This window comes from Desulfosarcina cetonica JCM 12296 (assembly GCF_001311845.1).
Classification (GTDB): domain Bacteria; phylum Desulfobacterota; class Desulfobacteria; order Desulfobacterales; family Desulfosarcinaceae; genus Desulfosarcina; species Desulfosarcina cetonica.
The window spans coordinates 1-13,428 of record NZ_BBCC01000010.1 but is presented as its reverse complement, the minus strand read 5'-3'; the positions used below and the strand labels follow the sequence as shown (position 1 = coordinate 13,428).

The following is a 13,428-nucleotide window of genomic DNA, read 5'->3' as shown; positions in this document are numbered from 1 at the left end:
GAATAGCCCAATCGCCAGTATGCGAAAAAGTCCTTTCAGAAGCTATCGCTAACCATCCAATCGCACCCCGCAAGGGGCACGTCGGCTATGAATTTGAAATTGGGGTGGAACTCGATCGGTGGCACAAGCGCAGGATAAAAAGCGTAGGGGAAGTGGCGCGTCGCGCGATCACTGACAACAAACATCCTAGAAAGGTGATCGAATTAAACGTTAAGCCCAATTGTTTGGCTCTATGCTATCGTGATGTTCATTAATGGTCAAGTGGTATTCAAGCAGATGTGAAAGATTCGGTCCATTCTGAAACAGCCGCATATTCGCAGGCTTTCGCACAAAAACCTGTTGCAACGCAAGTAGCCAAACCTTCACATTTTCGTTATGAACGAATGACCTTCAATGTGTTTCCAGCCAACAATTTTTTCTGAAGCGTTTTCAAAATTACGTAGGAGGCCTGTTCCGGCGTAATCGTGGCCAGGGCCCCCTCCGCCATACAGGATTTCATCAATGGATCATTTCCCGGCAATCGGAATTCAGTGCGCAAGAAAATACCGTAGGACGTGTGAAACTGAACCAATGCGGATTCATTCATATTGGCCAGTCGGGTTTTATCCGCAAAGGTCATGTCTTGCATGAGTTTTTCCACCACCTGGTCAACGGTAGGCGGAAATTTATCCAGAAAAAATTCCATCGCCCCCCCTTCTTGTCGCTCAACGGTTACAGGTGAAGAAATAAGAATGATAGAACAATAACGCCGGCGCAACGATTTTCAAGTTGGCCGGCGCTGAGGAAATAAAAACCAAGGCTGCTTTACTGGCAGTCACCAATGCGTTTTCCACTCATTTTGGCAAGTGTGGTCATTCCCATGGTTTCGGTGGTCATCTGCCCTTCGAACCGGTCACCCTGGTAGGTAATCGTCCCCTTGCTGGTCATCTGACCACCCTGCCCGTTACAAACCATCGTCCAATTCACCGTATTGTCAACAATCTTCATTTCGACAACCTTGCAGTCCGCCTGCCCGGACGTATCCCCTTGCGGAACGGCATTCGCCTGGGTGATGCACTGCGTAAAAGTCATTGGCGGGATGCTCATCCCCTGCATTTCCACCTTGGACGTAATTTCCCATTGTCCCTCCCGCAAGTCGATTTCATCGCCGGCATAGGCCATCGACCAGCAAACCACCGTACACATAACGATCCCCACCAACATTTTTTTCAGCATAACTCTTTTTCTCCTTTGTTTTCCATGATCGAGGCCATGGAGTATTTCAACAGCAAATGCGGCGAGTTTGTCGGACACTGCGCCGAATCTCAGGAATCAAACGCCTACTTGCCCCTTGTTTACTGGCCTCTTATAGACGCCAGTAGGTAATCCCGGCTTGACGCGCCACTTCCGGATCGAAGGTGCTCTTGACGTCCACGACCACAGGCCTGTCGCCACCGCAGAAGGTGGCCAGCCCTTTAAGCCCCATTTCCAGGTAGGTTTTGTGGGCCACCGCCACCACCAGGGCATCCACACCGGACAGGCTGTCCAGCGCCTTGAGATCGACCCCATAATAAGACCGCGCCTCGTCGGCATCGGCCAGGGGATCGTGGACCAGCACCTCGATCCCATAGTCGTTTAACTCGTCGATGATATCGGTCACCCGGGTATTGCGCAAGTCGGGCACATCTTCCTTGAAGGTGATACCCAACACGCCCACCCGGGTATGATTGATCTGCTTGCCCTCCTGAATCATCAGTTTAACGACCCGTTCGGCCACGTATTTGCCCATGCCGTCGTTAATGCGCCGACCGGCGAGAATCATTTCGGGATGGTAGCCGATGGACTCGGCCTTGAAGGTCAAATAATAGGGATCGACGCCGATGCAATGCCCGCCCACCAAACCCGGCCTGAAAGGCAAAAAATTCCACTTGGTGCCGGCGGCAGCAAGCACCGCCATGGTATCGATGCCCATGATGTCGAAAATCATGGCCAGCTCGTTCATCAGGGCGATATTCAGGTCACGCTGGGTATTCTCGATCACCTTGGCCGCTTCGGCCACCTTGAGACTCGGCGCCACGTGGATGCCGGCCTTGACCACGCTGCCGTAGACGTCTTTCAGCAATTGGGCCGTGGCTTCATCCGAGCCGGAGACGATCTTCATGATCTTGTCCACCGTGTGGACCTTGTCGCCGGGGTTGATTCGCTCAGGAGAATATCCGACGGTGAAATCCGTTCCGCAAACAAGCCCGGATTCCTTTTCGATGATCGGCACGCACACCTCTTCGGTGGCACCGGGATAAACCGTCGATTCAAAGACCACACAGCTGCCCCTGGTCAGATGGCGGCCGGTGACCTCCGAAGCGCTTCGCAGGGGCGTCAGATCCGGAATGCGATACTGGTCGATGGGGGTCGGCACGGCGACGATAATCAACCGGCATTCGCTCAAGGCCTTGGGGTCGTTGGTGAAAACCACCTTAGCGGCGGCCATTTCCGCATCGCTCACCTCCAGGGTGCGGTCCCGGCCGGCCTTGAGTTCATCGATGCGACTGGCCTTGTAATCATAGCCCACCACGGCAAAATGCCGGGAAAGGTGAACGGCCAGGGGAAGGCCCACATAGCCCAGTCCAACGACCGCGATCTTCTCTTTTTTTGTCGTGAATGCCTCGAACGTCAGCATGTTCGCTTTTCTCCCTTTTGTTGCCAGTTCATACCCGTATTGGGTTTGCTGGTGTTAACGAAATCGAAGTCTTTATTTTATTGGTCGCCGATAAAAAACGGCCTGAAATCGCTCTCCGGGCGTTTGAGCGCTGCATTCAGCTGATCGAGCAATCGGTCACGGGATTCAGGCAGCCGCCCATGCAGATTGATGTAATTGGTGTAATGGTCGCTGGTCAACTGGGAAGAGGCGGTTAGCCGCCGGAGCAGCATGGCGGTTTCCGTGAGTATCCCGTGGGGCCCAAGCATCTCAAACGCCCCCTCTTGGACCATCTCCAGCAACGGGGTGCCAATTTTAGGAACAAAGGTCCGCAGACGGATGAAATCGGGATTGATCTGATTGAGCACATCGGCGGTGCAGATGGCATGGGAACGGCTGCCGGCAGCCCCGGCGATTCCCAGAATCACGTACAGGCTGAGCTGGATGCCGGCCTCCAGGGTCCAGCGGCCGGCATCGATCTGTTGGGCCGCCGTGGTGCCTTTGCGGATCTTCCGCAATACGGCATCATCGCCGGACTCAAGCCCCACGTGGATGCGGTTCAGTCCGGCATCGGCCAGCCGCTTCAACGCCTCCGGGCCCTTGTGGTGGATGTATTGACTGGAGCCGTAGACGGTGATCCGTTCAAGCGTGGGGAAAACCCGGCGGGCGTGTCGGCAAATCTGGCAAAGGTCGTCCGTCGGCATGGCGATGGTATTGCCGGCCGGGAAAAAGAGCGTGCGCACGCCCTGTCCGTACAATCCACTCGCCTCGTCCAGATCCCGGATGATATCTACCACCGGTCTTGCCCGGTAACGGGGGCCGTTTTTATAAACCATGCAGAAGGTGCAGCGATTGTGCGGGCAGCCGATGGTGGCCTGAACCAGGAGTGAATCGGCTTCACTGGGCGGCCGGTAAATGGGGCCTTCGTAATCCATCGTTAAGGATCTCCACGAGTCTCGTTCAGGCCGAGCTGGTTGAGCAGCCCTTCACGTTCAGCCGGGGTCAAATGCCGCCAGGCACCCGGCTGGAGTTCAGCCAGTTTCAGACCGGCCACCCGAATGCGGTGGAGGCGGACCACCCGGTTGCCCACCTGCTGCACCATGCGGCGAATCTGGCGATTGCGGCCCTCCATCAAAACCATGCGAAAGCGCCTGGCCGAAACTCGCGTTACCCGCGCCGGTCGTGTCATCACGCCCTCCAGCCGAACGCCTGTGGCCAGGGTCTGGAGGGATCGGTCATCGATGGCGCGCTGAACAGTCACGTCATACTCTTTTTCATGGTCGAAGGAGGGATGCGAAAGACGATGGTGGATCCGCCCGTCGTTGGTCAACAACAGCAAGCCGGTGGAAGCCTTATCCAAACGACCGACCGGAAATAGCCGCGAGGGCAGGTCTACCAGATCCGTGACCACTGCCTCGCCCCGATGCTTGCAACTGGTCACGACCCCTTTGGGTTTGTTGAGCATCACATAGATCAGCGGTTGGATCCGCATCACGGGAACGCCATCGAGACGCACCACATCCGCTGCCGGATCGATGCGTGTCCCCAACGTGGTGACCACACGACCATTCACCGTCACCTTGCCGGCAAGGATGTGGGCTTCGCCCTGCCGCCGTGAACAGGCGCCGGCTTCTGAAAGATATTTCTGCAAGCGCACCTGCGTCATGCGGCTTTCATCCCGGTCGTGCTTCAGGAGCGGTAATCGGCGTTGATCTTGACGTAATCCAAAGAGAAATCACAGGTCAACATGCTGGCCATGCCATCCCCCAGGTTCAGGTCCAGAACGACGGCAAAGGCCGCCTTTTCAATACGGCGGTGGCCTTTTCCTCAGCCGCCACACCGCATCCGGTACCGCCCTCCACCATTTGCACATCGTCAAAATAAAGATCCAGCCGATCCGGATCGAGATCGACGCCGGCGCGTCCGGCTGCGGCGATGATGCGGCCCCAATTGGCGTCTTCACCGAAAAAAGCGGTTTTGACCAGCGGCGAATGGGCAATCGTGTCGACCATGCGCCAGGCATCGTCATGACTGCGCGCCCCGCGTACCGTCAGATCGACCACCTTGGTGACTCCCTCGCCATCGGCGACCATCTGCCGGGCCAAATCCATGAACAGATCATCGAGCTGCTGCTGAAAAGCGGTCAAAGCGTCTTCCGATTGGATGAAAACACCCGACGCACCGTTGGCCATGAGAACCGCCGTATCGTTGGTACTGGTATCGCCATCGATGGTAATGCGGTTGAAGGAGATATCCACCGCGCGCTTCAAGGCCGCCTGAAGGTCCTGACCGGATATTTCCGCATCGGTGCAGGCAAAACAGAGCATGGTGGCCATGTCCGGACGGATCATGCCGGCGCCTTTGACCACGGCGACAATCCGACAGCTTTTCCCATCCACCCGGACTTCACGCGCGCCGGCCTTGGGACGGGTATCGGTGGTCATGATGGCCCGGGCCAGAAAATCAATGCCATCTTCTTCCAAGCCCGCGACAAGATCCGGAATGGCCGCCACGGCTTTCTCCGTCGGAAAGGGGACGCCAATGACCCCGGTGGAGGCGGCCAGCACCTGATCGTCGGGAATGGATTGGGCCTTGGCCACCGCTGCGGTGGTGGCCACGGCGGCCTGCATACCTTGCGGACCATTGGCGCAATTTGCGTTACCCGCATTGGCGATGATGGCCCGCGCCGTGCCGGATTTGACCCGCTCGCGGTCCAAAAGAACCGGCGCTGCCTGAACCCGGTTGGTGGTAAAGACCGCCGCCACCCGGGCCGGTCGATCCGATACGAGCAACCCCAGGTCAAGGTTGCCGTTCTTTTTTGATACCGGCAGCAACACCGCCGGCCCGAAAGCCCTTACAGGTCATTGACGCCATCGTCCATTCCCTCGCTTATTGGTCGTCGTTTGAGTGATATCATGGCTGAAGGGCAGCGGATACGGCAAAAAAGTCTCCCCGGCCCAAAGGCCAGGCCGTTGTCAATCGCGCGCGTTCTCGCCGCCCCTTGCAAACCGCCGCCATATGACATAAATAGCGTCCATTTTCAAGTTTATGCCACTTGCTGTCGGTTTTCGATCAGCGCCAACCCAGGGAACCCATTGAATGCCTGAAGAAAAACCCACCTGTGAAAAATGCCACCATGCGCTGGTACTGAAGCGCACATGAAGGGCGGTAACATTGCGCTGCACGGGCTGCGGTGCCGAATACCCCCTGACCCGGTTCATCCACCAGCTTGACGAAACCATGGAGCGCGAGCTGGCTAATTTTCGCTGTGACAGGATTTAGTCCGCAATGATCATCCTCAATACGATCTTTCCGGTCTTCGCCCTCATAGGGCTCGGCGCCCTCCTGCGCCACCTGAATTTTACCACGGAACCGTTTCTCAAGGCATCGGACCGAATCGTCTACTTCATTTTTTTTCCTCTCCTGCTGTTTTGGAAAATCGGTGCCGCTCCGATCGTTGACAACGGCACGCTCGATTTGATCGTCGCCGCCATGGCCACCATCGCCACGATCTATATCGTCAGTACGGTCTGCATCAAAATTTTCCGGGTCAGCCGGTTTTCGGCCGGTTCCTTTTCCCAGAGCTGTTACCGCTTTAACACCTACGTGGGCGTGGCGGTAATCATGAACGCCTTTGGGGAACCGGCGGTCTCGCGCTTTGGGATTTTGATCGGGTTCATCATTCCCTTCATCAATGTCCTGGCGGTTTCCACCCTGATCTGGTTTTCGGGAAGGGCCATCGCGATGCGCGAAAGGGTTCGCATCACCCTGCGCGCCCTGATTTCCAACCCGCTGATTATCGGCTGCCTGAGTGGCATGGCCTACGCCCGTTTTATCGGTGAATTCCCTGTCTTCATCGACAACACCCTGCGCCTGGCTGCCATGGTGACCCTCCCTTTGGCCCTCATTTCCATCGGCGGCACCTTGAGGCTAAAAAACTTGAAAACCCATCTCGGCCAATCGCTCCTGGGATGCACGATCAAACTCGTCCTGTTACCCTTGATCGGCTATTCTTTTCTTAACGCGCTGAACGCCTCGCCCCTTTCCAAACAGGTCGGCATGCTCTTTTTTGCCCTTCCCACCTCCCCGGCCATCATTGTCCTCTCTTCCCAGCTCGGCAGTGATACCCAATTCGCCGCCACTGCCATCGTACTGTCCACCTTACTTTCATTCTTCTCCATGAGCGCCGTGCTCATGCTGTTTTAACTGAAAAAGGACGTGTCCATGATCGGGAGAGAAAAACAGCAGACCTTTCGTCTGATCCTTGAATACGATGGTTCCGGTTTCCACGGCTGGCAGCGACAGAAAAGCGACCGCACCGTGCAGGCAACCATCGAATCGGCGCTGGCAGTCATGACCCGGGAAAAGGTGGCTGTGATCGGTTCGGGCCGCACCGACGCCGGCGTACATGCACGCGGCCAAGTAGCCAGTTTCAAAACCACCGCAGGCCTTGATGCCCAAACCTTTTTCAAGGGATTGAACAGCCTTTTACCCGACGATGTGGTCGTCCGTGCCTGCGACCCAATGCCCAACGAATTTCACGCCCGCTTCGATGTCAAACGCAAACGCTATCGTTATCACCTGCTCAATCGCCCCTTGGCTCCGGCCATCGGCCGCCAGTTCGTCTGGCATATTCGCGCACCGCTGAACACGGCAGAAATGGCAAAGGCGGCCCGTTTTCTCATCGGCACCCATGATTTCAAGTCCTTCGAGGGAGCCGGCAGCCCCCGGGCGCACACCATTCGGACGGTCCACCAGGCAGCCCTTCAAACGGCCGACGATGGAAGACTGCACGTTGATATCACGGCCAATGGCTTCTTGCGCTTCATGGTACGAAACATCGTCGGCACCCTGGTGGAGGTGGGTCTGAGCAAAATTCCGGCCGATCAGATCGCAACGATCCTTCGATCCAGGGATCGGTCCCTGGCCGGCGCCACCGCTCCGCCCCAGGGTCTTTTTCTCATGGAAGTCATCTATTAAAGTCAGTCCCTTCTATCGTACCTGACGTTTGGACTTCGCCTCTTCCACCTTCCGATTATAGACAGCGATAACCTCGCGCCGGTTGAGCATTCCCAGGAGAGTTCCGTGATCGTCGGTGCGGACCACAGGGAGGCTGTCGATATTGCGTGTGGTAAACTTCCGGAGCACGGCATTGAGATCTTCATCGGGGGTGGTGACGATGATATCCGATGTTCCAACATCCTTCATCACCACCAGATGTTCAATCTCCGGAGCGAAAAGAACGGCGCGGATATCGTTTACCGAGAAAATCCCCACGAGTCGCTGATCCTCATCGACCACTGGGAAATAGTGCTGCTTGGTCTCCGAAAAGTAGCGTTTGAACTCGACAAAGGGCATGCTTTGTGGAATCAGGGTAACTTTCTGGATCATTGGCATCAGATCGGAAACCGCAATCGATTGGAGGATATCCACGAAAAAATCACCCGAATGGGCCGGAGAGTCCACCTTGCTTTGAACCTGGCAGCTGAAAATCGTCCAGCGGCGGGATGCCATATAGGCGACCGAGCAAACCAACAGGCTGGGAAGCAGCAAATGGTAGGAGTTGGTCATCTCGCTGACAAAGATGATCGTTGAAATCGGCGCATTGGATACGGCAGTAAAAAAGCCGGCCATGCCCACCACCACAAAAGCGCCGGGCTGGGTCACCACACCGGGCATAATGGAATGGAAGAATTGTCCGACGACACCTCCCATGGCCCCGCCGACAACAATGGACGGTCCGAAAACGCCGCCACTGCCCCCCGAGCCGATGGAGAAAGAGGTGGTGAGGACCTTGCCGATGGCCAGGGACAGCAAAAACGGAATGGCCAGTTCATTGTTGATGGCCATTTGGGCAAATCCGTACCCAAAAGCCAGGGTATGGGGCAGAAAGAAACCAATGATGCCGGTCAGCAAACCACCAATCGCCGGTTTCAGATGATTGGGAATTTTTTTGACGGATTCAAACAGGTGGATCGTTCCGTAAAACGCCTTGATGTAAAAAATTCCCATTGCCACAAGCACCAGTGCCAGCACCAAATAGGGGCCCAACTCCAATGGATTGCGAAACTTGAACGGCGGTGAATCGAACAGGGACCCCCAACCGAACACCAGGCAGAAAACACAATAGGCCACAACGGATGAGATGCCTGCGGGGATGATCACCTCGGATTCGAAATCGGGATCCCGGTAAAGCACCTCGGCGGCAAACAACGCGCCGGCCAACGGCGCCCGAAAGATGCTTCCCACGCCGGCACCGATGCCGGCCGCCATCATGATGCGTCGTTCACGATCGGAGAGCTTGAAGGTGGTTGCCAGAAAAGAACCGAACCCGGCACCGATCTGGGCGATGGGGCCCTCTCGACCGCCGGAACCGCCGGTCGTCAAGGTAATCGCTGAAGCGATGGTCTTGATGATCGGCACACGGTTGCGAATAAAGCCACCTTTGTAGTGATAGGCCCGGATGGCCGCATCCGTACCGTGTCCCTCGGCCTCGGGTGCAAAGGTGTAGACCAGCCATCCACTCAAGATACCGCCGAATGCCGGTAAAAAGAGGAGTACCCAACGGTTGGGTGGTGTTGTGGTCAGCGGCAGCAGGTGATGCTCGCCGGCGGGCGCAGGCGGCCGGTAGCCGGCCGCCATGTCCAGGAAGAAGTGAATCCCAAGCTGACAAAAATAGTGGAAGACCACCGATCCTAAGCCGGCAATCAATCCGATGGCGATAAAATATGCGGACCAGCGGGTGGCCTGGGCAACGTTTAAATGCGACAGTTTCGCCTTGGCACGTCGAACCAGTCCCTTGTTCTGCTCGGTTTGCCCCATGATTTATTGGCTGTTTTCCAGTTCTTTGATCCCCTGGTAGATAATATCAAATAATTTTTCAACATCCGCTGCCTCCATGCACGAGAAGGCAATCCGCAAATTGTCGGGTCCCAACGCAATCAACCCCACGCCATAGCGGTCCAAGAGGTGAACCCTGAGCGTCTCCGCATCAACGGTTTTCAACCGGATGCACATGAAATAGCCCGAGTTGAAGGGGTAAACGTCCCAGGCCGGGGCATATTTCGGATCCGTGCAAACCGCTTTGACCCGTTTGGCACGGTCCATCAGAATATCAAATTTTTCTTGCCTTTCAGCGCTGTTTTTCTCGTCCAGCATTGAATTGAGCAAAATCGTCTGACTCAAATGCGAGGCATTGGAGATGGTTCCGCGAATGCAGCCGGCGGTCTTGCGCTCCAAGGCATCAAACAAGTCCGTGGGATCAACGCTGAAGGTTCCGCCATAGGTGATAAATCCGACACGCAACCCCCACACGTAATTTTCCTTTGTGGCACCGTCGAGCTTGATGGCCAGGATCGCGGGATGTGCACCACAGAGGCGTGCAAAAATCGATTCCTGGATACATTCCGGTTCGTAAAACAAACCGAAATAGGCATCGTCGGTTACCGCAACGACATAAGTCCCTGAAGAAGCAACGTCTTTCAGGATCTTGACGATGGCATCGGCCTCCGCATCGCTGATCGTATAGCCGGTGGGATTATGGGGGAAATTGAGCAGCACGGTCAGCTTGCGATGGTCGGCGGCCTCCTGCCGAACCACCTGTTCAAAAGCAGGCAGATTGAAGTGACCGTCTTCGGTGAAAAGTTTGTAGTGGTGGATATGGGCATCCCGGCGAACGGAAAAAATCATCCCATAATTACCCCACATCATCTCCGGGAGAATAATCACGTCACCGGCATTGATCCACACATCCGCAAAGGTGGCGATGCCGTGGGTAATACCACAGGTCACCACCGGGAGGCTGACCCTTTTATCGGCTAAGGAGGCATTTTTAGAAAACAATTCTTTCTGCCATTGCTTTCTCAGAGCCGGGATGCCGAAAGAGGGTGCATAGGTCAGCGATTGGCGCGGTGGAATGGCGTTGATGGCAGCCATGACACTATCAAAGCGCATGGTTCGCCCACGCTCCTTGGCGATGCCAATCGTCGCATTGATGGTATGCGCCTTTTCCTTGGCCTCGGCACTTTGACTGAGAATGCCTTTCGGGAAATAAAGTTTTTCCCCACATCCGAAAGCATATCATAGATATGGGGAGCTGCAGCTTTAATGGTTTGATTGAGCTGTTCAGCAAGAGGATTCATGGGTATTCTATCCTCCAATCTTAAGATCCAATTGGGCTATTTACGTGTTGGCTGCATGAAAAGTCAAGACAAAAGAACTTTAAAAATCAGTAGGATGCATATCATCCCAATTTAATCCGGATACGCGGGCAGCTGTGGAAAAACACAAAACCCTGCCATCCAGGTCAGTTGGCAGGGTTTTTTCCTTGGTATATCGACGTCCGCGGCGTTTATTTTCTGGAACGTTTGGATGCCTTCAACGGGTTGATCTTCTGTGCGTTTTCCGCAATACTGGTGGAAACATGCGTCGCCAGATTACAATTTCCGTTCTTCCATTTGATGGTCGGCTCAGGGCAGGCTGAACAGTACCAGCCCGAAGAGATTTCCAAGGTTCGCCCGCACCCTTTACACTGTTCCACGATCTCATAGCAGACACCGCCCTTATATCCGCAACCTTTAGCCGTCATGAAAGCGCATTCCTGGCCATCACGAATGGTTGTGCATTTCATCGCTATTACCTCCCAGTATGGTCTATGCAAATAAAAAGGCCAAAGCGCAAGGTCTCTTCAGCCTCTTTTATAAACAGAGAATTCTTATTAAATTAACACAAAGCTGTCAAGTTTTTTTAACCATCAATTGGGACAGCGGCGCCATGTTGATAAAGATGGACATCCCGTTGGGGAAAAGGAATGGAAATATCATTGGCATCAAACGTTTTTTTGATTTTTTCCGTCAAATCAAAATAGACCCCCCAATAATCTTCCACCTTGACCCACGGCCTGACAACGAAATTAACGCTGCTATCGGCCAACTCTGAAACGGCGACTTGCGGCCCCGGATCTTTCAATATCCGATTGTCCTGGCCCATGACCTCGGTGATGAGAGAACGGGCCTTGTCAATGTCATCACTGTATCCGATGCCGAATACCATGTCGACGCGGCGGGTCCCTTTGACCGTCCAGTTAACGATATTATCATCGGTCAATTTGGCATTGGGAACAATAACGGTTTTATTATCCGCAGTTTTCAACTGGGTCGTAAAAATGTGAATCGCCTCAACCACGCCAAATACGCCGGCGCCCTCAATGAGATCGCCGACCTTGAAGGGACGAAAAATGATCAGCAGGAATCCGGCGGCAAAATTGGACAACGAGCCTTGCAACGCAAGGCCGACGGCAAGGCCAGCAGCGCCGATGACCGCGATAAAAGAAGTGGTTTGAATTCCCAGTTGTCCCAATGCCGCGATAACGATAAAGGCCAAAAGACCAATGTAGGTCAGGTTGGCAGTAAATGTCGTCAGCGTGGAGTCGACCCCGCTTTTGCCCATGATGCGGACGACCAACTTCCGCACGCCCTTGGCCACCCATCGTCCGAAGATGAATATGGCCAGGGCGGCAATCACCTTCAAACCATAAACCGTCAACAACTGATAGATTTTATGTATAATTTCTTCCATCATCCACTTTCCTTAAATCTTTTGCGCGAATGCATCCGCCTCTTGAATGGATCGGTTCATGTCGCCAATCAGGGCCGTAACCTCGGTTTCGATATCCATGACCTCTTTCTTCAACGCCCCCACGGCCTGTGCATTCAGATTATGTTTCAGATAAAGCACATAATCCCGCAGATTACGAAGCACCGGTGTCATTGATGCTTCGGCTTTGGCCATGGCACGTTGCATCCGGGCGAATCGGTTGCGTGTCTCCGTCAAAGAGGCCTGGCTCTGTGCCTTAAGCTTCACATTTTGAATGGTGTGGATTTCCGCCGCCCACTCCGTGAACAGATCATCGGCGATTTGTTCAACATTGTCGATGCGGTTGCGCACAGCCTCGGCACGTTGTTCGCAGGTTTGGTAGTCCTGGTTCAGCTGATCGTAAACCGCCTCCAGGTCACCGCCATCGAATCCGTACATGGCTTTGATTTGTTCGACGACAGTGGCAAACTGGTCGGACGCTTTTGTCTGCTCCTCACGGACCTTTTCCACATTGTCTTTAAGCAGATGCCGCTTTTCTTTGCCCAATTTTTCCCAGACCGCATAATAAGTGGTCTGACAACCCGTTATGAGCAGAACCATTGCCATCAACAACCAACCGCACCGAAGCACGGCCAATCGTCGGCAGACTTTCGATGCGTTGTCTGAAATCATGACGCTCTCCAAGAAGAACACAACGGCTGGATCAGGTGGTCCGGCGACAAGTGCCAAACCACCCTAACCAGCCGTATCGATTCAACTCCGTTTAACGGTAAATTGAATTATTCTACTCTGTCTAACTGAACCCGCCGGTTATGCGCCCGTCCCTCTGCGGTCTTGTTGCTCGCAATGGGGCGTTCCTCCCCGAAGCCTTCGGAGGAAAGCCGCGACGGTGAGATTCCCTTGCTGACCAGGTAATCCACCACCGCCTGGGCGCGCCGTTTGGAGAGCTTCATGTTATAGGCATTCGTGCCGATGCTGTCGGTGTGGCCTTCGACAAGCACGTTCAGGTTCGGATAGGTGTTGAGCGCATCGACAATCTGATCCAGGATGGCAAATGAGTCGGAGGTCAGGACGGCGCTGTCAAAGGCAAAGCGGATGTTCTCGAACGACCAAACGTCTTTGCTCTGATCCAAAATGGTCGTGGGGGGTGGAGCGGGGGC

General features: G+C 54.7%; 14 protein-coding genes and 1 pseudogene. 3 read left to right on the top strand and 12 right to left on the bottom strand.

Translation table 11 applies throughout. From position 1 onward, the window contains the following. Positions 1 to 373 precede the first annotated feature (373 nt). The 6 genes and pseudogenes from JCM12296_RS03765 to argJ all read right to left on the bottom strand — a co-directional run bounded on the left by JCM12296_RS03765 (position 374) and on the right by argJ (position 5,439). Positions 374 to 757: a DUF6794 domain-containing protein gene (locus JCM12296_RS03765; protein ID WP_157067355.1), complete on the bottom strand. Its 384-nt coding sequence runs from the start codon at positions 755 to 757 to the stop codon at positions 374 to 376. Between the two features lie 47 nt (positions 758 to 804). Next, a complete protein-coding gene (locus JCM12296_RS03760; RefSeq protein WP_054690026.1) occupies positions 805 to 1,215 on the bottom strand; it encodes a DUF3617 domain-containing protein in 411 nt (136 codons plus the stop codon). A 130-nt stretch (positions 1,216 to 1,345) separates the two neighbouring features. Further along, a complete protein-coding gene (locus tag JCM12296_RS03755) occupies positions 1,346 to 2,656 on the bottom strand; it encodes a nucleotide sugar dehydrogenase (RefSeq protein ID WP_054690024.1) in 1,311 nt (436 codons plus the stop codon). A 77-nt stretch (positions 2,657 to 2,733) separates the two neighbouring features. Next, complete coding sequence (locus JCM12296_RS03750) at positions 2,734 to 3,609, bottom strand: B12-binding domain-containing radical SAM protein (RefSeq protein ID WP_054690021.1); 876 nt, start codon at positions 3,607 to 3,609, stop codon at positions 2,734 to 2,736. A 2-nt stretch (positions 3,610 to 3,611) separates the two neighbouring features. Next, entirely contained in the window at positions 3,612 to 4,340 is a 729-nt protein-coding gene (locus tag JCM12296_RS03745; RefSeq protein WP_054690020.1) for a pseudouridine synthase, read from the bottom strand. Between the two features lie 23 nt (positions 4,341 to 4,363). Further along, positions 4,364 to 5,439, bottom strand: a pseudogene (argJ, locus tag JCM12296_RS03740) (bifunctional glutamate N-acetyltransferase/amino-acid acetyltransferase ArgJ). 409 nt (positions 5,440 to 5,848) lie between these two features. Here argJ and JCM12296_RS50105 point away from each other — a divergent pair. The 3 genes from JCM12296_RS50105 to truA are packed head-to-tail and all read left to right on the top strand — an operon-like array spanning position 5,849 to position 7,654. Next, a complete protein-coding gene (locus tag JCM12296_RS50105) occupies positions 5,849 to 5,956 on the top strand; it encodes a dual CXXC motif small (seleno)protein (protein WP_422698521.1) in 108 nt (35 codons plus the stop codon). A gap of 6 nt (positions 5,957 to 5,962) precedes the next feature. Further along, the gene (locus JCM12296_RS03735; RefSeq protein ID WP_054690017.1) at positions 5,963 to 6,880 is read left to right on the top strand and encodes an AEC family transporter; all 918 of its coding nucleotides are present in this window, start codon (positions 5,963 to 5,965) and stop codon (positions 6,878 to 6,880) included. Between the two features lie 18 nt (positions 6,881 to 6,898). Then, positions 6,899 to 7,654 carry a tRNA pseudouridine(38-40) synthase TruA gene (gene truA / locus JCM12296_RS03730; protein ID WP_054690014.1) on the top strand — a complete coding sequence of 252 codons (756 nt, stop codon included), beginning with the start codon at positions 6,899 to 6,901 and terminating at the stop codon, positions 7,652 to 7,654. Positions 7,655 to 7,666: 12 nt separating this feature from the next. Here truA and JCM12296_RS03725 read toward each other — a convergent pair whose 3' ends face one another. From JCM12296_RS03725 to JCM12296_RS03700, 6 genes are all read right to left on the bottom strand, one after another. After that, on the bottom strand, positions 7,667 to 9,496 hold the full coding sequence (locus JCM12296_RS03725; RefSeq protein WP_054690009.1) for a chloride channel protein: 1,830 nt from the start codon (positions 9,494 to 9,496) through the stop codon (positions 7,667 to 7,669). Between the two features lie 3 nt (positions 9,497 to 9,499). Then, entirely contained in the window at positions 9,500 to 10,711 is a 1,212-nt protein-coding gene (locus JCM12296_RS03720) for an aminotransferase class I/II-fold pyridoxal phosphate-dependent enzyme (protein ID WP_306303948.1), read from the bottom strand. Positions 10,712 to 11,024: 313 nt separating this feature from the next. Then, positions 11,025 to 11,303 carry a PxxKW family cysteine-rich protein gene (locus tag JCM12296_RS41325; RefSeq protein ID WP_054690006.1) on the bottom strand — a complete coding sequence of 93 codons (279 nt, stop codon included), beginning with the start codon at positions 11,301 to 11,303 and terminating at the stop codon, positions 11,025 to 11,027. 116 nt (positions 11,304 to 11,419) lie between these two features. After that, positions 11,420 to 12,253 carry a mechanosensitive ion channel family protein gene (locus JCM12296_RS03710; RefSeq protein WP_054690002.1) on the bottom strand — a complete coding sequence of 278 codons (834 nt, stop codon included), beginning with the start codon at positions 12,251 to 12,253 and terminating at the stop codon, positions 11,420 to 11,422. 9 nt (positions 12,254 to 12,262) lie between these two features. Further along, on the bottom strand, positions 12,263 to 12,940 hold the full coding sequence (locus JCM12296_RS03705) for a DUF2959 family protein (RefSeq protein WP_213182036.1): 678 nt from the start codon (positions 12,938 to 12,940) through the stop codon (positions 12,263 to 12,265). Between the two features lie 107 nt (positions 12,941 to 13,047). After that, positions 13,048 to 13,428, bottom strand: a 381-nt coding sequence (locus JCM12296_RS03700) for an OmpA family protein (protein WP_157067354.1), incomplete at its 5' end; no start/stop codon positions are given.

What these genes read in the sequence shown, in the direction of transcription:
- JCM12296_RS03760 (WP_054690026.1), bottom strand. Translation starts at nt 1,215, where the DNA reads ATGCTGAAAAAAATGTTGGTGGGGATCGTTATGTGTACGGTGGTTTGC.
- JCM12296_RS03755 (WP_054690024.1), bottom strand. Translation starts at nt 2,656, where the DNA reads ATGCTGACGTTCGAGGCATTCACGACAAAAAAAGAGAAGATCGCGGTC.
- JCM12296_RS03750 (WP_054690021.1), bottom strand. Translation starts at nt 3,609, where the DNA reads ATGGATTACGAAGGCCCCATTTACCGGCCGCCCAGTGAAGCCGATTCA.
- JCM12296_RS03745 (WP_054690020.1), bottom strand. Translation starts at nt 4,340, where the DNA reads ATGACGCAGGTGCGCTTGCAGAAATATCTTTCAGAAGCCGGCGCCTGT.
- JCM12296_RS03735 (WP_054690017.1), top strand. Translation starts at nt 5,963, where the DNA reads ATGATCATCCTCAATACGATCTTTCCGGTCTTCGCCCTCATAGGGCTC.
- truA (WP_054690014.1), top strand. Translation starts at nt 6,899, where the DNA reads ATGATCGGGAGAGAAAAACAGCAGACCTTTCGTCTGATCCTTGAATAC.
- JCM12296_RS03725 (WP_054690009.1), bottom strand. Translation starts at nt 9,496, where the DNA reads ATGGGGCAAACCGAGCAGAACAAGGGACTGGTTCGACGTGCCAAGGCG.
- JCM12296_RS41325 (WP_054690006.1), bottom strand. Translation starts at nt 11,303, where the DNA reads ATGAAATGCACAACCATTCGTGATGGCCAGGAATGCGCTTTCATGACG.
- JCM12296_RS03710 (WP_054690002.1), bottom strand. Translation starts at nt 12,253, where the DNA reads ATGATGGAAGAAATTATACATAAAATCTATCAGTTGTTGACGGTTTAT.
- JCM12296_RS03705 (WP_213182036.1), bottom strand. Translation starts at nt 12,940, where the DNA reads ATGATTTCAGACAACGCATCGAAAGTCTGCCGACGATTGGCCGTGCTT.